At 57.4% G+C, this 18,621-nt stretch carries 19 protein-coding genes; 16 read left to right on the top strand and 3 right to left on the bottom strand.

All coding sequences use genetic code 11. The features are described from left to right. Positions 1-86 precede the first annotated feature (86 nt). From rimK to ndk, 3 genes are all read left to right on the top strand, one after another. Entirely contained in the window at positions 87-992 is a 906-nt protein-coding gene (gene rimK, locus LZP73_RS01660; protein ID WP_234232749.1) for a 30S ribosomal protein S6--L-glutamate ligase, read from the top strand. A 107-nt stretch (positions 993-1,099) separates the two neighbouring features. Further along, entirely contained in the window at positions 1,100-1,297 is a 198-nt protein-coding gene (gene iscX, locus LZP73_RS01655; RefSeq protein WP_169563059.1) for a Fe-S cluster assembly protein IscX, read from the top strand. 303 nt (positions 1,298-1,600) lie between these two features. Further along, on the top strand, positions 1,601-2,032 hold the full coding sequence (gene ndk / locus LZP73_RS01650; RefSeq protein WP_234232748.1) for a nucleoside-diphosphate kinase: 432 nt from the start codon (positions 1,601-1,603) through the stop codon (positions 2,030-2,032). A gap of 83 nt (positions 2,033-2,115) precedes the next feature. Here ndk and LZP73_RS01645 read toward each other — a convergent pair whose 3' ends face one another. Beyond that, positions 2,116-2,478, bottom strand: coding sequence for a TraR/DksA family transcriptional regulator (locus LZP73_RS01645; protein ID WP_234232747.1), 363 nt, complete (start codon positions 2,476-2,478; stop codon positions 2,116-2,118). A 124-nt stretch (positions 2,479-2,602) separates the two neighbouring features. Continuing rightward, positions 2,603-3,547 (bottom strand): tRNA dihydrouridine(16) synthase DusC, encoded by a 945-nt coding sequence (dusC, locus tag LZP73_RS01640; protein ID WP_234232746.1) that lies wholly within the window; start codon positions 3,545-3,547, stop codon positions 2,603-2,605. A gap of 307 nt (positions 3,548-3,854) precedes the next feature. Here dusC and LZP73_RS01635 point away from each other — a divergent pair, with 307 nt between their 5' ends. From LZP73_RS01635 to nadE, 13 genes are all read left to right on the top strand, one after another. Further along, positions 3,855-4,361 (top strand): HvfA family oxazolone/thioamide-modified RiPP metallophore, encoded by a 507-nt coding sequence (locus LZP73_RS01635; RefSeq protein ID WP_234232745.1) that lies wholly within the window; start codon positions 3,855-3,857, stop codon positions 4,359-4,361. Positions 4,362-4,519: 158 nt separating this feature from the next. Next, entirely contained in the window at positions 4,520-5,356 is an 837-nt protein-coding gene (locus tag LZP73_RS01630) for an HvfB family MNIO-type RiPP peptide maturase (protein ID WP_234233316.1), read from the top strand. Continuing rightward, positions 5,356-6,102 carry an HvfC family RiPP maturation protein gene (locus LZP73_RS01625; RefSeq protein ID WP_234232744.1) on the top strand — a complete coding sequence of 249 codons (747 nt, stop codon included), beginning with the start codon at positions 5,356-5,358 and terminating at the stop codon, positions 6,100-6,102. The genes LZP73_RS01630 and LZP73_RS01625 overlap by 1 nt, the downstream gene beginning before the upstream one ends. 283 nt (positions 6,103-6,385) lie before the next feature. Then, a complete protein-coding gene (locus tag LZP73_RS01620) occupies positions 6,386-6,754 on the top strand; it encodes a YbaN family protein (protein WP_234232743.1) in 369 nt (122 codons plus the stop codon). 174 nt (positions 6,755-6,928) lie between these two features. Beyond that, positions 6,929-7,480, top strand: a complete 552-nt coding sequence (gene apt / locus LZP73_RS01615) for an adenine phosphoribosyltransferase (protein ID WP_267960042.1) — start codon at positions 6,929-6,931, stop codon at positions 7,478-7,480. Positions 7,481-7,597: 117 nt separating this feature from the next. Further along, a complete protein-coding gene (gene dnaX / locus LZP73_RS01610; RefSeq protein ID WP_234232742.1) occupies positions 7,598-10,390 on the top strand; it encodes a DNA polymerase III subunit gamma/tau in 2,793 nt (930 codons plus the stop codon). A gap of 165 nt (positions 10,391-10,555) precedes the next feature. Continuing rightward, a complete protein-coding gene (locus LZP73_RS01605; protein ID WP_234232741.1) occupies positions 10,556-10,885 on the top strand; it encodes a YbaB/EbfC family nucleoid-associated protein in 330 nt (109 codons plus the stop codon). 12 nt (positions 10,886-10,897) lie between these two features. After that, positions 10,898-11,497, top strand: coding sequence for a recombination mediator RecR (gene recR / locus LZP73_RS01600; RefSeq protein WP_234232740.1), 600 nt, complete (start codon positions 10,898-10,900; stop codon positions 11,495-11,497). 199 nt (positions 11,498-11,696) lie between these two features. Then, positions 11,697-13,610 (top strand): molecular chaperone HtpG, encoded by a 1,914-nt coding sequence (htpG, locus tag LZP73_RS01595; protein WP_169563048.1) that lies wholly within the window; start codon positions 11,697-11,699, stop codon positions 13,608-13,610. A gap of 80 nt (positions 13,611-13,690) precedes the next feature. Further along, on the top strand, positions 13,691-14,551 hold the full coding sequence (locus LZP73_RS01590; protein ID WP_234232739.1) for a tetratricopeptide repeat protein: 861 nt from the start codon (positions 13,691-13,693) through the stop codon (positions 14,549-14,551). 138 nt (positions 14,552-14,689) lie between these two features. After that, positions 14,690-15,334: an adenylate kinase gene (gene adk, locus LZP73_RS01585; RefSeq protein WP_234232738.1), complete on the top strand. Its 645-nt coding sequence runs from the start codon at positions 14,690-14,692 to the stop codon at positions 15,332-15,334. A 355-nt stretch (positions 15,335-15,689) separates the two neighbouring features. After that, positions 15,690-16,994: an inosine/guanosine kinase gene (locus LZP73_RS01580; RefSeq protein WP_234232737.1), complete on the top strand. Its 1,305-nt coding sequence runs from the start codon at positions 15,690-15,692 to the stop codon at positions 16,992-16,994. A 204-nt stretch (positions 16,995-17,198) separates the two neighbouring features. Continuing rightward, on the top strand, positions 17,199-18,029 hold the full coding sequence (gene nadE, locus LZP73_RS01575; protein WP_234232736.1) for an ammonia-dependent NAD(+) synthetase: 831 nt from the start codon (positions 17,199-17,201) through the stop codon (positions 18,027-18,029). A gap of 65 nt (positions 18,030-18,094) precedes the next feature. Here the strand turns inward: nadE and LZP73_RS01570 are convergent, their stop codons facing one another. Continuing rightward, entirely contained in the window at positions 18,095-18,616 is a 522-nt protein-coding gene (locus LZP73_RS01570) for a DUF6942 family protein (RefSeq protein ID WP_234232735.1), read from the bottom strand. Positions 18,617-18,621 lie beyond the last annotated feature (5 nt).

Here is an 18,621-nt window from a genome sequence, read left to right as displayed (position 1 = left end):
CCGCCAATTATCTGCGCCGGGACGGATTGATTTCTGTTGCCGCAGGCGTATTATGCGCTCAAATTTAATGGGTGCCGGAGACCTGAATGAGAATCGCGATCCTATCGCAAGGGCCTGAGCTGTATTCGACGAAACGTTTGGTGGCAGCGGCCGAGTTGCGCGGTCATCAAGTGCAGGTGATCAACCCGCTCGAATGTTACATGAATATCAACATGCGCCAATCCAGCATTCACAGTGGCGGTGTGGAGTTGCCGCAGTTCGATGCGGTGATCCCGCGCATCGGCGCGTCTATTACCTTCTATGGTTCGGCCGTGCTGCGGCAGTTCGAGATGATGGGCGTCTATGCCCTCAACGACTCTGTGGGGATCTCCCGTTCACGGGATAAGCTGCGCTCCATGCAACTTATGTCGCGCCGCGGCATAGGCCTGCCCATCACAGGTTTTGCCAACAAGCCCAGCGATATTCCGGATCTGATCGAGATGGTCGGCGGCGCCCCCCTGGTGATTAAGCTGTTGGAAGGCACCCAGGGCATAGGTGTGGTGCTGGCGGAAACCCGCAAGGCGGCGGAAAGCGTCATCGAAGCCTTCATGGGACTCAAGGCCAACATCATGGTGCAGGAATATATCAAGGAAGCCAACGGCGCCGACATCCGCTGTTTCGTGCTCGGCGACAAGGTGGTCGCGGCGATGAAACGCCAGGCGATGCCGGGCGAGTTCCGCTCCAACCTGCACCGTGGCGGCAGCGCCAGCCTGGTGAAGTTGTCACCGGAAGAGCGTTCGGTCGCCATTCGTGCGGCCAAGACCATGGGGCTGAATGTCGCCGGGGTCGATCTGCTGCGCTCCAATCACGGCCCAGTGGTCATGGAAGTTAACTCTTCTCCCGGGCTGGAAGGCATAGAAGGTGCCACCACCAAGGACGTGGCCGGTGCCATCATAGAATTTGTCGAGAAAAATGCCGCCAAAATGAAAAAGCCTGCCCTGGCTCAGGGTTGAGACTAAACTGGGATAGATTGGCAAGCTTTATGTTGCATCTGCTTGCCTGTAACCCAAAGGCCTGAGCTGCGCCCGCGGCTTGCCTGGCCAAGATCCGAGGACAGATTATGGGACTCAAGTGGATAGATTCGTTGGATGTGGCACTGGAGTTGCTCGAAAAACATCCCGAGGTAGATCCCCAAAAGGTGTTGTTTGTCGATCTGCGAGACTGGGTGCTTGAACTGGAGGATTTCGATGACGATCCGGCGCACTGCGGCGAACGGGTGTTGGAAGCCATACAGCAATGTTGGATAGCGGAGAAGTAGCCTGCGCCTGTCTGTCGGCGTCAGCGGCCGGCGTTCCAGGGAAGCCGAGTCATCACCCAGCTGCAGCTTTTCATGTCATCTGCCTGTCATATTCATGATAAACAATGGCTTAACACTATTCCTTTCTGCCTGAAGATGAGTCAATGGCTGCGAACTTAGCCTGTCGTCCCATGGTGTCTGTGGTTATGGCGCCGGACTCCCGGCTTCGGGTCGGTTAAGTTTGTTTAAAAGATAGGATTTGTGGTTTAAATCTCGTATAATCCGCGCGAATTTTTTCAAACTTGCTGACAAAGGAAGCTAGTTATGGCGATCGAACGCACTTTTTCTATTATCAAACCTGATGCTGTTGCAAAAAACCACATCGGTGCTATCTACAATCGTTTTGAAACTGCCGGTCTGAAGATCGTTGCAGCTAAAATGCTTCACCTGACCAAAGAACAAGCCGAAGGTTTCTACGCTGAGCACAGCGAGCGCGGTTTCTTCGGTGCCCTGGTTGAATTCATGACTTCAGGTCCTATCATGGTTCAAGTGTTGGAAGGCGAAAACGCCGTTCTGGCTCACCGTGAGATCCTGGGTGCGACCAACCCAGCGGATGCGGCTCCTGGTACTATCCGTGCCGATTTCGCCGAAAGCATCGACGAAAACGCCGCTCACGGTTCAGATGCGGTTGAATCTGCTGCCCGTGAAATCGCTTACTTCTTCAGCGCCGATGAGCTGTGCCCACGCACTCGCTAATCCAGACGACTGAATAAGTTGATGAAAAAAGGAGCCTAGGCTCCTTTTTTGTTTTTCAAACCCGCATCCCACGGCCGGTGATATCAGTGGTCCAGTCTGAGTTCTTGCCTATGCTGCTGTTGATAGCGGGCATTGCAGCGCTCGCACCTCTGCTCCGTCGGATCGGCGCCGAGCCGTTCGGCTTCAATCTCGGCTTCACAGTCGGCGCAGAGGCCATAGAGCCCCAACTCCAGTTGACATAAGGCAGCATCCAGCCTGGCGAGCCTGGCATACAAGTCATGGTGGCTGAGTTGCAGCGTCAACAGCAGTTCAATGAGTTCAGACAGTGTCTTGTGAGTCAGCTCACTGCTTTGTTCCTGCAACTGGAGCAGGCTGGCCAGCTCCTGCCTCAGCCGGCTATCGAGCGAGGATAATGCCTGTTCTATATGGGTTCTTTCTCTGCTCACGGGATCCGCCTGTGTTTATGCTCCTAGAGTATAAGGATGCCATCGACAGGCGGGAGGCGGTGTTGATGAAGATCAATTCAGGGTGAGATTGTGATTAAATTGGCTGCTGCGTCCCGGGCCTGGCTCAGTTCATCGCCAATCTGGCCTGCTCCAGCGCCCTGACTATGTCCTGGGTGGTCTTATGCACCCTCAGGCTTCTGAATAACTCGTCGGCCTCCGGATATTGACGGTTGAGGTAACTGAACCATTGCTTGATCCGTGCCGGATAATAATCGCTCTTGCGGCCGCTGAGTTCTCTCTGGGTATAGCCGAGCATCAGGTCCAGGGTTTGTAGCCAAGTGTAAGGCGTGGCGCCGGTTTTTATGGTATCGGCCAGATTCGGCAAGGATATGGCGCCGCGGCCTATCATCAGGCTGTCGCAACCTGTGACCGCCATGCAACGCTCTGCGTCTTCACTGTTCCAGATCTCCCCGTTGGCGATAACCGGGATCGGCAGCCGCTGCCTCACTTCCGTTATGTATTCCCAGTAGGCAGGTGGGCGATAGCCGTCTGTCTTGCTGCGGGCATGTATGGCCAGCTCGCTGGCGCCGGCTTCATACACGGCCAGGGCATTCTCCATAAACAGCGACTTATCTTCGTATCCCAGGCGGATCTTGGCGGTGACCGGCTGGTTTTCCGGGACGGCCTGGCGCATGGCCCTGACTATGTCGTGTATGCTGTCTGGGTACTGGAGCAGGACGGCGCCGCCCTTGCTGCGGTTGACTGTTTTGGCCGGACAGCCGAAGTTGGCGTCGACGCCATGGGAGCCCAGCTCTATGGCACGCATGGCATTTTCCGCCATCCAGCCGGGTTCTTGCCCCAGCAGTTGGACTCTGACCGGGGTACCCGAAGGGGTGTTCCCCTGATTGAGCAGCTCGGGGCAGAGGCGATGAAACACCTTTTCCGGCAGGAGTTGGTCGACCACACGGACAAATTCGGTGACCAGGAGATCGAACGGATTGATCTCGGATAAGATGTCACGCATTAAATCGTCAACCACGCCCTCCATAGGGGCCAGAATGATACGCACTGAGAACTACCTGAACAGCTAAATAAAGGGCGAGCATTCTACCCCATGGGGCCGCAGTTACAAAATCGCCCTCTGGCGGCCGAGTGCCAGGGGGTATCAGCACTATGCCAATTTAATAGTTTGATTTTCATTGCAAAAATAGGCTAATTTGCTGGGGTGTGACCTGAGGGTATGGGTTTGAGGTGCACAAGAATATTTTGGCTGAAATAAAATCTCTTATCTCAGGGTCTCTTAAGGCAAGCCAGCACTCACACATCATGTTGGCGGGTGTCTGTCATACAATAACAAATAGATGAAGGAAATCATTATGAGTTCAGTGAAAAAAACCGCAGTAGCCGTCGCCTTGGGCGCAGTCGTCGTTGGTTCAGCCTTTGCCGCCGAGGCGCAGGCAAACCCATTTGGCTTCGAGAAAATGAACGCAGGCTACCAACTGGACGGCGGTGAAGGCCACTGCGGTGCCGGCAAGAAAGCCGAGGAAGGCAAGTGTGGCGCCGATAAGAAGGCCGAAGAAGGCAAGTGTGGGGCCGACAGCAAAGCCGCTGAAGCCAAGTGCGGCGCCGATAAGCAGAAAACGGCCGCCATGGGGAAGGCCAAAGAAGGCAAGTGCGGTGAAGCCAAGTGCGGCGCCGATATGAAGAAAACGGCCGCCATGGCCAAGGCCAAAGAAGGCAAGTGCGGTGAAGCCAAGTGTGGCGCCGAGATGAAGAAAACGGCCGCCATGGCCAAGGCCAAAGAAGGCAAATGCGGTGAAGCCAAGTGTGGCGCCGACATGAAGCAAGCCCATGAGGGTGAAACGGCCAAGAAAGGTAAGTAACCCATACCGCCGTTAGCCTGGGGCGCGCATGGCCCCAGGTTCGGCAGTCGTAGTTTTGGCCAGCCTCTGCTGGCCTTTGTGTATGGCGGCGCCGAGAGAGGCGCTAAAGCGTAAGGGCGGGGGGATACATGGCTGGAGGAAACATGGCTGGAGCCGATATGGCGGCCAACGCCAGGGTGGGGTTGGGGCTGCGGCGTGAGATGCTCGATGGCTTCATGGCGCACATTCCCGAGAGCATAGATTTCTTCGAGGTCGCACCCGAGAATTGGATGACTCTGGGCGGCAGTTATGGCAACAAGTTCGCGGCCCTGGTCGAGCGTCGGCCCTTCTTCTGCCATGGTTTGTCCTTGTCTATCGGTAGCCCGGCGCCGCTGGATGTCGAGTTCGTCAAGCGTATCAAAACCTTTCTCGACAGCCATAAGATAACGACCTATTCGGAACACCTGAGTTACTGTTCGGGGGAGGGCCATATGTATGACTTGATGCCTATCCCTTTCACCGAGGAAGCTGTGCGTTATGTGGCCGAGAGGATCAAGCGGGTGGAGGACATACTGGAGCGCAGCTTCATCCTGGAGAATGTGTCTTTCTATGCCGCCCCTGGGGCACAGATGTCGGAGCAAGAGTTTGTCACCGCCGTGCTCGCCGAGGCAGATTGCCGTTTGTTGCTGGATGTGAACAACATCTATGTCAATTCGGTGAACCATGGCTACGATGCGCAGGCATTCTTGCGTGCCATGCCGACCGAGCGTATCGCTTATCTGCACATAGCAGGACATCATAGGGAAGCGGACGATCTGTTGATCGACACCCATGGCGCCGAGATCGTAGATCCAGTATGGCAGTTGCTGCGCGAATGCTACGCTGTGCATGGAGTATTTCCCACTCTGTTGGAGCGGGACTTCAATATTCCCGCCACCCAGGACTTGTTGCGGGAGATAACCAGGATCCATAGCTTTCAGGATGTCGCGGCCACCAGTAGCGGCAGGAGTGCCTGATGTCATTTACCGAATTACAAACCGCCTTCATGAACTATGTCCGCGATCCTGCCAATCCCTTGCCACAGGGGACGGACAGCAGGCGCATGGGGGTCTACCGCGAGTTGTTGTTCAATAACATCCAGGGGTTTATCGCCAGTGCCTTTCCCGTGCTCAAGAGCCTGTATGCCGAGGCGTCTTGGTTGGCATTGGTGCAGAACTTCTTCGCCCATCATGACTGCCGGACGCCGATTTTCGTCAACATTGCCCAAGAGTTCCTGGATTTTCTGCAGCAGGAGTATGTGCCCAAGGGCCAGGATGCGCCCTTCATGCTGGAGCTGGCCCATTACGAATGGCTGGAATTGGCCGTGGCCATAGCCCAGGAGGACCCGGCACAGGTTTGGCTGAGTGACGCCGAGGTGACATGCCGGCCCTTGAGCCTGGCGGCGACCGCCAGGGTGGCGCAATATACTTATGAGGTGCAGCGCATCAGTCAGGATTACCGCCCCGCAGCGCCGGCCGCCAGTCCCTTATTTTTCTGTGTCTATCGTGACAGGGAAGATGAAGTGGCCTTCCTACAACTCAATCCCCTGAGTGCCCAGGTGTTGGCTTATATGGCGCAGCGAGGGGAGGTGGCGCTGACGGAGATAGTCGCCTGGTTGGAACGACTCTATCCGCAGATGGCGACCGAGGCCATCAGTCAGGGGAGTTTGGAGTTATTGCGGCAGTTGGCGGCGCTGGGAATAATACGCAGCCCAGCCGAATAACCCTAAAAAAAAGTTGGTTTTTATTGGCAAGGCAAACCGTTACAATGACGGCCATTTATGATCTGACTCACTGAACCTTACTGAGAATCCATAGGAGCCGTAATGAGCGCGCCGTTTAAAGACCCATTTAATGTATTGTATTTTATTGGCTTTATTTTAGTTCTACTCTTACCTACCTTGCCGACTACTATGACATGGTTAAAGATTGCCGGCTTGATCTAGGACAAGGTTCAGTCACTTTCAAGCCACTCTTCTGGGTGGCTTTTGTGTTAAAGGGGCTTGGATGAGATTAAAACGCGGCTTCTTTCTCTTCTGTGGGCTATGCAGTTTAGCGCTGGGCCTGGTTGGGATCTTCCTGCCACTGCTGCCCACTGTGCCCTTTGTTCTGTTGGCGCTCTTTTGTTTCGCGCGCTCGAGCAAGAAACTGCATCTTTGGCTGCGCTACCATCCCTGGTTTGTCGACAGCCTGGATCATTGGGAGCATCATAGGGCAATGCGGCGCAGCTTGAAGCGCAGGGCCTTGTGGTTGACCGGGCTCAGTTTCTGCGTCAGCTTGATCTTGGTGCCCCTCTGGTGGCTCAAGGCTGTCGTCTTTGGGATAGCCTGCGGGGTATTGCTGTTTATACAGAGCATCCCAGAAATCGATGACTAGCATCCAAGCCGAAGGCGAGCGGTTTCACATCCTGGCGATGGCCGTCTTGCAACCGGATTTAAAGCGGCTTAAGCTTGAGCCTGATTTTGCAGAGGTCCACTTCGGGTGGACTTTTTTGTTGTATAAGTCCTGGCGTTGGCCCGGCATATCCAGACATTTGAGATCTCATTTATTATGACAATGAACACAGCACGCTTATCCTTGATTAAGCAGAGCATCAAAGCCATTCCCGATTACCCCAAGGCGGGCATTTTGTTTCGTGATGTCACCAGCTTGCTCGAGAGCCACGAGGCTTATCAGGCGACCATAGATCTGCTGGCAGAACATTACCTGGGTCGCGGCTTCACCAAAGTTGTCGGCACCGAGGCCCGTGGCTTCTTCTTCGGCGCCCCTCTGGCACTCAGGTTAGGCGTAGGTTTTGTGCCGGTGCGCAAACCGGGCAAGCTGCCGCGGGCGACACTGAGCCAAAGCTATGCGCTGGAGTACGGTGAAGATGTGCTGGAGATCCATACCGACGCCATTGGCGCCGGCGACAAGGTGCTGGTGGTCGACGATCTGCTGGCAACGGGCGGTACCATAGAAGCCACGGTCAAACTGATCCGCCAGCTGGGCGGTGAAGTGAAAGATGCCGCCTTCGTCATTTCCTTGCCCGATTTGGGCGGAGAGGTGCGTTTGACTCAGTTAGGCCTTGAGTTGGTTAAACTTTGTGAGTTTGAAGGCGAATAAAACGCCACCCCGGGAAGCGCCCTGGCGGCCAATATAGCCAGTGTCGGCATTGCATGTTATTGTGCCAAAAATCCCGGGATTAACCCGCTTCAGATAACAGCTACTTTGGGGAGTTCCATGTCTTATCAGGTGTTGGCCAGAAAGTGGCGTCCTGCCAAATTCGAGCAGATGGTAGGACAGTCTCATGTGTTGCAGGCCTTGACCAATGCCTTGAGCCAGCAGCGTTTGCATCATGCCTATCTGTTTACCGGCACCCGGGGTGTGGGCAAGACCAGCCTGGCACGCCTGTTCGCCAAGGGACTCAATTGTGATCTCGGGGTGACCGCCAGTCCCTGTGGCCTGTGTGCCAGTTGCGTCGAGATTGCCGAGGGCCGCTTCGTCGATCTCATCGAAGTGGATGCGGCATCCCGCACCAAGGTAGATGACACCCGTGAGCTGCTGGACAATGTGCAGTACCGGCCGACCCGCGGCCGCTTCAAGGTCTATCTGATAGACGAAGTGCATATGCTGTCCCGCAGCAGTTTCAATGCCTTGCTCAAGACGCTGGAAGAGCCGCCCGAGCATGTGAAATTCTTGCTGGCGACCACAGATCCGCAAAAACTCCCGGTGACCGTCCTGTCCCGCTGTCTGCAGTTCAACTTGAAGAGCCTGAGCCAGAGTGAAATCTGCGCCCAGCTGACACATGTGTTGACCCAGGAGCAACTGAGCTTCGAGCCTCAGGCGCTGACGCTGTTGGCCAAGGCCGCCAATGGCAGCATGCGCGATGCCCTCAGCCTGACGGATCAGGCGATAGCCTTCGGTGGCGGCAAGGTGTTGCTGACCCAGGTGCAGACCATGCTGGGCAGCATAGATGAACAGCAGGTGTTGGCGTTGCTGCAGGCGCTGACCTCGGGCGATATTGCCAACTTGATGCAGACCACGGCCCAGGTGCTCGCCTATGGCGCCGATGCCGACCAGGTGCTGCGCAGTCTGCTGGAGTTGCTGCATCAGATAACCCTGACCCAATTTGCCAGCGCGGCGGCGCAGCAGTCGCGCTACAGCCCCCAGATAACGGCCTTTGCCGAGCAATTGAGTGCCGAGCAGGTACAGCTCTACTACCAAATCTTACTCACTGGCCGCAAAGATCTGCCCCATGCGCCGGATCCCAAGTCCGGCCTGGAAATGGCATTGCTGCGGGCGGTGGCCTTCGTGCCTGAGAAACCCGTGCAGCGTTGGACTGTCGACGCCAAGGCGTCTGTCTCCTTGCCCGAAGTGAAACCCGCTGCGCCCCAGACCGGAGAGCAGGCAGGGGAGCAGACAGGGGAGCAGACAGGCCCGACAGCGCAGGCGCAAGCGAGCCCAGAGGTAGTGCCTCGCGTAACGCCAGGACAGCAGGCGGTAGCAGATGAAGATGAGGATGAGGCGCCAGACAGCGCCCTGTTGGCCGAGCAGTCACTGATCCTCAGTCAGGCTCAGAGCCAGGGTTTCGCGCCCCAGCCTGAGCCTCAGCTCGAATCCAAGCCCCAGTCAGAGCCCGCCGCCGTAGCTGCGGATGCCGGGCAAGCAGCAGCGCCAACCGAGGCTGAAACAGGGCTCCTGCCAGAAACCCCAATTGAGAGCCAAACTGAGAGCCAAACCGAGAGCCAAATTGAGACAGGAGCCGCGCCAGAAACCGTCAGCAGCAGCGTCTCGGCGCCGGTACAGCCAGCTGCGCCCGGCGCCCTGGAAGAGGCACCCTATGCCGACTATCCGCAGGCCATGGCGGCACAGGCCGACCCGGACGATGGCGGCTATTATCCGGGCGATGCCGCCTATGCCATGGACTATTCCGACAACCTTGCCGCGCCCGAGCAGAGCTACGATGAGAGCTATGCTCAGCATTATGCTCAAAGTCATGACCAGACGGCCGGGCAGGGCGGCGAGGCAGCCGCAGAGGCTTCCCTGTTTGACGACGATATTCTCGACGCTGTATTGGCCGCGAGGAATTCACTGCTGTCGGACATAGACGCCTTGGCCGCTAAGGACGGTGAAGCAAAAAAGCCCCAGCTGGCGCCCAAATTGGCTCCGCAGCCAAGAGGCCAGCAGGCGGCAGATAAGCCTGAGCCTGTGGCCCAGGAGCTTGTCCAAGTGCCAGAGCAAGAGTCTGAGCAAGTCCCTGAGCAAGAGCCTGTTCAAATGCCAGCTCAAGTGCCGGCCAAGGCCGAAAGAGATACTGGAGTCGCGCCCGGGATGGAGCCTCGGGCCACGGCCGCGGCAGATGACGACAGGCCGCCCTGGGAGGCTCCTGCCGAGGCAGAGTCTCGGGCGCCTGAACCTGCCGCCGCGGCTGCGCCAGAGCCAGAGGCAGAGCCAGAGCCCGAGGCGCTAACTATGGCTTCGACTATGACGCCGGCCGTGGCACCGACTAAGGCACAGACTGTCGCACCGGCTATGGCACCAACCAGGGCACTGGCCGCGCCAAGCACGGCGATCAGCGGCCATCCGCTCGATCTGCACTGGTATAAGCTGATGGCCAGTTTGGAGATAGGTGGCCGGGTCAGGCAGCTGGCGGTCAATTCCGTGTGCCAGCGACTCGAGTCGCCTCTGCCTCTGTTGCTGAAGCCGGATCAGAAACACCTGGCGGCGGACATCGCCATAGAGCAGTTACAGCAGGCCCTGAGCCAGGCCCTGGGTGAGCCGCAGCAGGTGACCATTCTCGTCGGTCAGGATGGCGAGCGGGAGACCCCGTTGGAACTGCGCAAGCGTTTTCACCGCGAGTTGTTGCAAGAGGCCCAGGCCGCCTTGCTCGGCGATGACAAGATCCAGTGGCTGATGACTAAGCTGGGGGCCCAATTGGACCCGGATAGCCTGAGTTATCCGCCGGAACACCTGAGTCAGCGCAGCCAGGCGATTGCCTCGCTGACCCATGACAGGGTGCCGGCCGCGAGTTAATCTGCCGCAGGCTGATGTTCGAGTCAGCCTGGGTTAGCTTACCCGTGTTAAACGATACATGTGAAATAAGCCTGGATGGCGGCAGTCGTTGCCAATCCATTTTTTTTAAGTAAGATTAGCCAACTTTGACCGGTTGCTAACAACCCTAATTGAAGAGATATGACTATGTTTGGAAAAGGCGGAATGGGCAATCTGATGAAGCAAGCCCAAATGATGCAAGATAAAATGGCCAAGGTGCAGGAAGAAATCGCTCGCATGGAAATGACGGGCGAATCCGGTGCCGGCCTGGTGAAAGTGACCATGACCGGCGCCCACACAGTGCGTAAGGTCGAAATCGATCCCAGCCTGATGGAAGATGACAAGGAAATGCTGGAAGACCTGATCGCCGCCGCCTGTAACGATGCCACGCGCCGTATCGAAGAAAACCAGAAGGCCAAGATGGCCGAAGTGACCGGCGGCATGCAGTTGCCACCCGGCATGAAAATGCCTTTCTAATCGAGGCTGTCCATGAAATTCAGCCCCCTGGTCGACGAGCTCATTCAATCGTTGCGTTGTTTGCCCGGCGTCGGCCCCAAGTCGGCGCAGCGCATGGCCTTCCAGCTGTTGGAGCGGGACAGACGTGCCGGGCTCAAGCTGGCTACGGCCCTGGGCAATGCCATGAGTGATGTGGGTCATTGCCAGTCCTGCCGCACTTTCACCGAAGAAAGCCTGTGTCCCATCTGTGCCAGCGCCAAGCGCGGCCAGGCCGGCGTCATCTGCGTGGTCGAGACCCCGGCGGATGTGCTGGCGATAGAAGCCGGCGGCCATTTCAACGGCCGTTACTTCGTGCTGCTGGGGCACCTGTCGCCCCTGGATGGGGTCGGTCCGGAGGAACTTGGGTTGGCACGGCTGGAGCAACACCTGGCCGAGGGGGAGGTGACTGAACTTATTTTGGCCACCAACCCTACGGTCGAAGGCGATGCCACGGCCCACTTCATCGCAGATATCGCCAGACGCTATGAGGTCAGCATCAGCCGCATCGCCCATGGGGTGCCTGTGGGTGGCGAGTTGGAGTATGTCGACAGCACCACCCTGGCGCTGTCTTTCAACGGCCGTCTGCCACTCTGAGCCGACTGCGGCTGCGCCGAGTCATGCGTGACTTCCAAGCCCGGGTAATACCGGGCTTTTTGTTGCCTTTTTAGTCAGTTGGGCAGAGATTCATTTTCTCCCCTTGAAAAAGCCATTTTGAGCCCCATTTCTGTAACATCGGCGACTGATTTACGGCGCTTGGGTAATACTTATTTTGGTAACAACAAGGGAAAATTTCATGTCACATCAAGAAACTCATGGTTTTCAAACTGAAGTCAAACAGCTGTTACAGTTGATGATCCACTCTTTGTATTCCAACAAAGAAATTTTCTTGCGTGAACTCGTGTCCAATGCTGCCGATGCGGCGGACAAGTTGCGTTATCTGGCTCTGACCAATGATGCTTTATACGAAGGCGAAGGCGAGCTGAGAGTCAGGATCAGCACAGACAAGGACAAGGGCACAGTCACCATAGAAGACAACGGCGTCGGCATGACACGTGATGCCGTGATCGAGCACTTGGGTACCATAGCCAAGTCGGGCACCGCCGAGTTCTTCAAGAACCTCTCGGGCGAAGCCTCCAAGGATTCCCAGCTGATAGGTCAATTCGGTGTCGGTTTCTATTCCGCCTTTATCGTAGCCAAGAAAGTCTCTGTGCGTACCCGTGCGGCCGGACACGACGCCGACGAAGGCGTGTTGTGGGAATCCGAAGGCGAGGGCAACTTCACGGTCGAGACCATCACCAAGGCGAGCCGCGGCACCGAAATCACCCTGTACCTGCGCGACGAAGAAAAAGAATTTGCCGATGATTGGCGCCTGCGCTCCATCATCACCAAGTACTCGGATCACATCTCTGTGCCTGTCGAGATGTTCCAGCCCGGCACCCCGGAGCGCGAGGGTGAGGATGGCGAGAAGATCCCGGCCACCGAAGGTGAGTGGCAGGTGATGAACAAGGCTACCGCCCTGTGGACCCGCAGCAAGTCCGACATCAGCGACGAAGAATACCGGGAGTTTTACAAGCATATCTCCCATGACTTCACAGATCCCCTGCTGTGGAGCCACAACAGGGTCGAAGGCAAGCAGGAATACACCAGCATGTTGTACATTCCTGCCAAGGCGCCCTGGGACATGTGGAACCGGGATCGCAAACATGGGCTGAAACTCTTCGTCCAGCGGGTATTCATCATGGATGACGCCGAGCAGTTCATGCCATCTTACCTGAGATTCGTCCACGGCCTGATAGACTCCAACGATCTGCCGCTGAACGTGTCGCGGGAAATCCTCCAGGACAACCAGGTGACCAAGGCGATGCGGGTCGGTATCACCAAGCGGGTGCTGGGCATGCTGGAGAAGCTGGCCAAAGACGATGCCGACAAGTACCAGCAATTCTGGGCCGAGTTTGGCCAGGTACTGAAAGAAGGTCCGGCGGAAGACTTCGCCAACCGTGAGCGCATCTCGGGTCTGCTGCGTTTCGCCTCGACCCATACGGATTCTGCGGCCACCACGGTGTCGCTGGACGACTATATCGGCCGCATGAAGGAAGGCCAGGACAAGATCTACTACATAGTCGCCGACAGTTATGAAGCCGCCGCCAACAGCCCGCATCTGGAGCTGCTGCGCAAGAAAGGCATAGAAGTGCTGTTGATGTCCGAGCGTATCGACGAGTGGTTGATCAACCACCTGACCGAATACAAGGAGAAGAAACTCCACTCGGTCACCCGAGGCGATCTGGAACTGGGCGAGCTGGAAGATGCGGCCGAGAAAGAAGCGGCCGAGAAGCTGGCGAGCGAGTCTGCTTCCCTGGTCGAGCGTTTGAAGACGGCGCTGGCCGACAAGGTGGCCGACGTCAAGGTCACAAGTCGCCTGACCGACACGCCGGCCTGTGTGGTTGCAGGTGAGGGCGAGATGTCGACCCAGATGATCAAGCTGATGCAGGCCGCGGGTCAAGCCGTGCCCGAGGTCAAGCCTACCTTCGAGATCAACCCGAGCCATCCTCTGATGGCGCATCTGGATGGGCAGCAGGACGAAAGCCTGTTCAAAGACTGGGCCGAACTCATGCTGCAGCAGGCACAATTGTCTGAAAAGGGCAGCCTGGCGGATCCTTCTGCCTTCATCAAGCTGATGAATCAGATGTTGTTGGCTAGCATTAAGTAACAGGGCATGGAGGCGCTTGGCCTCCTGCCCGGGGATCAACATGGCGGTACCTGTTACCGCCATTCTTTTTAGGAAAGGCTATGGAAAACGTCCTTAATCTCACCAAAGACAACATACAGCAAGTCGTCGATGCCTCGATGCAGCAAGTGGTAGTGCTGGTGTTTTGGGCCGAACAACAAGCCGACAGCCTGGCCATGGCCCACAGACTGGAAGCCCTGGCGCAGCAGCATGCCGGACGTTTCCTGCTGGCGAAGGTCGACTGCGAAGCGGAAATGGAGATCGCCAGCTACTTCCGTATTCAGAGTCTGCCAACGACCCTGGTACTGGACAAGGGCCAGCCGGTAGACGGTTTCGCCGGGCTGCAGGACGAGCAGCAGATAGGCATAATGCTGGACAAGTATCTGCCGCCGATATGGCAATTGCAGCTGGACGAGGCCAAGGCCCTGTTGGCGCAGCCCCAGGTCAGCGACGAGATGCTGTCGACGGCACAGGTGCTGCTCAAGGAGGCCCAGAGCCAGTCGGCGACCGCCGAAATCAGCCTGGTGCTCGCCGATGTGTACCTGCAGCAGGAAGATTACACCGCCGCCACGGCCTTGCTCGACAGGATAGGCCTGGCGGATCAGGACGGCTACTATCAGAGCCTGAAGGCCAAGCTGGCTTTGGCACTGGAGGCGGCCGATACGCCGGAAATCCGCGAGCTGCAACAGAAGCTGGCGCAGGCACCGGACGATTTGACGCTCTTGATCGCATTGGCGCGGGCGCTGCATCAGGCCCATAGGGACGATGAGGCGCTGGGTTCTCTGCTGGCCGTGCTCAGGCAGGACATGTCGGCACTCAATGGCGATGTTAAACAAGTGTTTATGGAAATCCTGACCGCCCTGGGTCAGGGCCATGGCGTCGCCAATCAGTATCGGCGTCAGTTCTACAGCTTGCTTTATTGAGGCTCCGCCATGCCCGCCGAGGGTGGGCTGGCTCTCATCCTCGAGCTAAAGTCGGGCTCATCCCCTTCTAAATGGCGGCCAATTGTGCGAAGATCGCCGCCCTAAGAAGAATATCAATGCGAAAAGAGGACTCTTGAAATGCGCATTATCCTATTGGGCGCCCCAGGTGCCGGTAAAGGTACCCAGGCTCAATTCATCATGGAACAGTACGGCATTCCACAAATTTCTACCGGCGATATGTTGCGCGCCGCCGTTAAAGCCGGCACGCCGCTGGGATTGGAAGCCAAGAAAGTCATGGATGCCGGACAGTTGGTGTCCGACGAATTGATCATTGGCCTGGTGAAAGAGCGTATTACTCAGGACGACTGTGCCAAGGGCTTCCTGCTCGATGGTTTCCCGCGCACCATTCCCCAGGCGGATGCGATGGCGGCAAATGGCATCAGCATAGATCATGTGATCGAAATCGATGTGCCGGACGAGGAAATCGTCAAGCGCATGAGCGGTCGCCGGGTGCACCCGGGTTCGGGCCGTGTCTACCATGTGGTATTTAATCCGCCTAAAGTGGCAGACAAGGATGACGTCACGGGCGAAGACCTGGCTATCCGTCCCGATGACGAAGAAAGCACGGTGCGCAAGCGCCTGGCGATCTACCACGAGCAGACCAAGCCGTTGGTGGATTACTATGGCAAGGTGGCCGCCGCAGGTCAGACCCAATACAGCAAGTTCGACGGTACCCAGGCCGTGGCCGCCGTGAGCGAGCAGATAGAGGCGGCGCTGAGCTAAGCGCCCCGCTGATAAGCTGTCGAAAAGCCTGCCTCAGTTGCAGGCTTTTTTATGGGCGCTCGTTTCGCCTGGCACTCGCCACCCGGGTAGGCGGTGCCCGCTTGGCCGCCACTCTGCCCGAATAAGCCTGAATAATAAACGCTGGCTCACACTCGGGTATAATAGCCGTGGATAATTGCCGCCAAGGCCTGGGTTAGTCTGGCGCCGACGGATTTTTGTGATAGAATCTGCCGCCATTCGACCGGCCGCAGTGGTTACAGCGTTTGGTCTACAATCACAATTATCAGGGACTTCGAGGCTGTGCTTGCCTGTTCGGAGTCCGGTTTGCATGGATGCCAGCGAGAGAGAACCCAGTATGAAGTTTCCCGGTCAGCGTAAGTCCAAGCATTACTTTCCCGTCAAAACCCGTGATCCCTTGCTTGAGCAATTGACCCAGCAACCCCAGGCCTTCTCCGCCTATGTCTGTGGCATAGATCAGACGCTGGTGGATATCGAAGCCAAGGTCGAAGACGAGCTGCTGGCTCGCTATGGCTTGCCCAAGGGCAACTCGACCCTGATAGATGACGAACAAGCCCATGCGCTCTACCAGGAACTCAAGCGTCAGGAGCTGATCAGCGATGAGTTTGCCGGCGGCACCATAGGCAACACGGTACACAACTACTCGATACTGGCCGACGACAAGTCAGTGCTGTTCGGGGTGATGAGCCAGAATATCGAAGTGGGCAGCTACGCCTATCGCTACCTGTGCCATACCTCATCCAAGGTAGATCTCAACTATCTGCAGCCCGTCGATGGCCCCATAGGGCGTTGTTTCACCCTGATCTCTGCCTGTGGCGAACGCACCTTCGCCATCAGCAAGGGCGCCATGGATAAACTGACCCCCGAGTACATCGACGAGGCCGTGGTCAAAGGCAGCTCGGCCCTGGTACTGACAGCCTACCTGATGCGTGCCAGTGGTGGCGATCGCATCACAGAGGCGGCCATGTGTGCCATAGAATACGCCAAGCAAGCCGAGGTGCCCGTGGTACTGACCCTGGGCACACGTTTTCTCATCGAAGAAGATCCCAAGTGGTGGCAGAATTTCATCAAGGAAAATGTCACAGTGCTGGCGATGAACGAAGATGAAGGCGAGGCCCTGACCGGCTTCAGCGATCCCCTGTTGGCCAGCGAAGCCGCGCTCGAGTGGTGCGACATGGTGCTGACGACTGCCGGCCCCATAGGCCTGTATACCGCGGGTTACACCGAAGAGTCGGAAAAGCGCAGCACCAGCCATACCCTGTTGCCGGGCGCCATCCCTGAATTTAACCGTTACGAGTTCTCGCGCCCGCAATTGAAGCAGGACTGCCAGACGCCGCTCAAGGTGTACGCCCATATTTCGCCTTACATGGGTGGCCCAGAGCAGATCCGCAACACCAACGGCGCCGGCGATGGTGCCCTGTCTGCCTTGCTGCATGATTTGGCCGCCAACACCTTCCACAAGACCAATGTGCCCGGCTCGAGCAAGCATAAGCGCGACGGCCTGTGCTATTCCTCCTTCTCCCAGATCTGCAAATATGCCAACCGGGTCGCCTACGAAGTGCTGGCCCAGCATAGCCCCAGGTTATCCCGCGGCCTGCCCGAGCGGGAAGACAGCCTGGAAGAGGCATACTGGGAAAGATAGCAGCCGCCGCTAGCCCAGCACCTGAGACAGAGACGATCCTTGATGATCGTCTTTTTTATTTGTCGTTCCCCGGCAGGCAATTAGCAGTTCAGGCCCGGGCAAATAAATGCTAAATTTGGAGCATTCGAGACGGCAGACAGGAATGGCCCGCGGCCCGATCCAGTTGCCGGTAAAACAGACAGAACAAACCTAGTGGAGTGGCTCGTGAAAGGACAAATCCTGAAAGAAATGAAGGTGCTCAAGGCGATCGATGCCGAGTATGAAGTGCAGAGGCGTGTCGACTTCATCAAGGCCAAGCTGCAGGCATCCCATACCCATACTCTGGTGCTGGGGATCAGCGGCGGTGTCGATTCCTCACTGGCCGGCCGCCTGTGTCAGTTGGCGGTGACGTCCCTGAACCAGGCGCTGGCGACCGACGAATACCAATTCATCGCCGTCAGATTGCCTTACCGGGAACAGAAGGATGAAGACGAGGCCCAGATGGCCTGCCGCTTCATCCAGCCATCCAGGCTGGTGACCGTCAATGTGCATCAGGGGGTCGACAGCATCCACGAATCTACCCTGTTGGCGCTCAGGGAGGCCGCCGTCGGCTTGCCCGGGACCGAGAAGATAGATTTCGTCAAAGGCAACGTCAAGGCCAGGATGCGCATGGTGGCCCAGTATGAAATCGCCGGCCTCCTGGGTGGACTGGTGGTGGGCACGGATCACAGCGCCGAGAATCTCACCGGGTTTTATACCAAGTGGGGCGATGGCGCCTGCGACTTGGCGCCCCTGTTCGGTCTCAACAAACGTCAGGTACGTCAGCTCGCCAAGTTCCTCGGCGCTCCCGACATCCTGGTGCATAAGGCACCGACGGCGGATCTGGAATGTGACAGGCCGCAGCTGGAAGACGAAGTCGCGCTGGGGCTGAGTTATGATCAGATAGACGATTTCCTTGAAGGCAAGGAAGTGGACAAGGCGGTCGAGGACAAGCTGATCGGCATCTACCGGGCGACCCAACATAAACGTCAGCCCATTCCTACCTTGTATGACTAAGGCTTTTGCCATAGACAGCGAGGCGCCCGGCAGTCATACCCGGCGCCTTTTTTATTGGCCGGTTTTCAGAGCTGCGCCCTGAGCCAGTCACGACTCTTGGCTAGCAGCAGATTGGGATATTGGCGGTAGTCCGGGTAGGGGCTCAGCAGCACTCGTTGCCCTTCCTGGGTGTCGATTCGCAGCAGCTTGCCTGCGTCATCCAGGGCTTGCCCCCGGGTGCCATGGAGCCCCAGCGCCTGACTGGCGACGCCGCCGCATACCAGGTGGCGCTCGGCATCGACCAGGGTCCCGGCCCCTATGCGAATTTGCTCATCTTGCTTCAGCAGTTGGGTGTCGCGATAGGCGCGCCAATCGTCATCCGGGGCACAGATTTTCGCCATTATGGTGAGGATCTTGCGCCAGTGATTGCCGTTGAGGGCGATGAGGCGTGGCACGGCATCCGCAGCCGTATGCTGCCAGCCAGGGTCCAGCAGCGGCGGATTGGGCAGGTAGAAGGCGACCTTGGCCGCCGGCCTGCCAAGCCATGCCGGTTCAGGGGAGGCTGGGGGCCTTGGTGATGGTTTTGAATGGGAGTCCGCTGATGGCATTTGGG

Source organism: Shewanella sp. AS16 (genome assembly GCF_021412365.1).
GTDB lineage: Bacteria > Pseudomonadota > Gammaproteobacteria > Enterobacterales > Shewanellaceae > Shewanella > Shewanella salipaludis.
This window is presented reverse-complemented; position numbering and strand designations above follow the sequence as displayed.

Bases quoted from the DNA above. Each gene is read 5' to 3' on its own strand.
- LZP73_RS01590 (WP_234232739.1), top strand. From the start codon at position 13,691: ATGGAAAACGTCCTTAATCTCACCAAAGACAACATACAGCAAGTCGTC.
- apt (WP_267960042.1), top strand. From the start codon at position 6,929: ATGACAATGAACACAGCACGCTTATCCTTGATTAAGCAGAGCATCAAA.
- LZP73_RS01605 (WP_234232741.1), top strand. From the start codon at position 10,556: ATGTTTGGAAAAGGCGGAATGGGCAATCTGATGAAGCAAGCCCAAATG.
- LZP73_RS01580 (WP_234232737.1), top strand. From the start codon at position 15,690: ATGAAGTTTCCCGGTCAGCGTAAGTCCAAGCATTACTTTCCCGTCAAA.
- ndk (WP_234232748.1), top strand. From the start codon at position 1,601: ATGGCGATCGAACGCACTTTTTCTATTATCAAACCTGATGCTGTTGCA.
- LZP73_RS01570 (WP_234232735.1), bottom strand. From the start codon at position 18,616: ATGCCATCAGCGGACTCCCATTCAAAACCATCACCAAGGCCCCCAGCC.
- LZP73_RS01620 (WP_234232743.1), top strand. From the start codon at position 6,386: ATGAGATTAAAACGCGGCTTCTTTCTCTTCTGTGGGCTATGCAGTTTA.
- iscX (WP_169563059.1), top strand. From the start codon at position 1,100: ATGGGACTCAAGTGGATAGATTCGTTGGATGTGGCACTGGAGTTGCTC.
- adk (WP_234232738.1), top strand. From the start codon at position 14,690: ATGCGCATTATCCTATTGGGCGCCCCAGGTGCCGGTAAAGGTACCCAG.
- LZP73_RS01625 (WP_234232744.1), top strand. From the start codon at position 5,356: ATGTCATTTACCGAATTACAAACCGCCTTCATGAACTATGTCCGCGAT.
- htpG (WP_169563048.1), top strand. From the start codon at position 11,697: ATGTCACATCAAGAAACTCATGGTTTTCAAACTGAAGTCAAACAGCTG.
- recR (WP_234232740.1), top strand. From the start codon at position 10,898: ATGAAATTCAGCCCCCTGGTCGACGAGCTCATTCAATCGTTGCGTTGT.
- dnaX (WP_234232742.1), top strand. From the start codon at position 7,598: ATGTCTTATCAGGTGTTGGCCAGAAAGTGGCGTCCTGCCAAATTCGAG.
- LZP73_RS01635 (WP_234232745.1), top strand. From the start codon at position 3,855: ATGAGTTCAGTGAAAAAAACCGCAGTAGCCGTCGCCTTGGGCGCAGTC.
- LZP73_RS01630 (WP_234233316.1), top strand. From the start codon at position 4,520: ATGGCGGCCAACGCCAGGGTGGGGTTGGGGCTGCGGCGTGAGATGCTC.
- rimK (WP_234232749.1), top strand. From the start codon at position 87: ATGAGAATCGCGATCCTATCGCAAGGGCCTGAGCTGTATTCGACGAAA.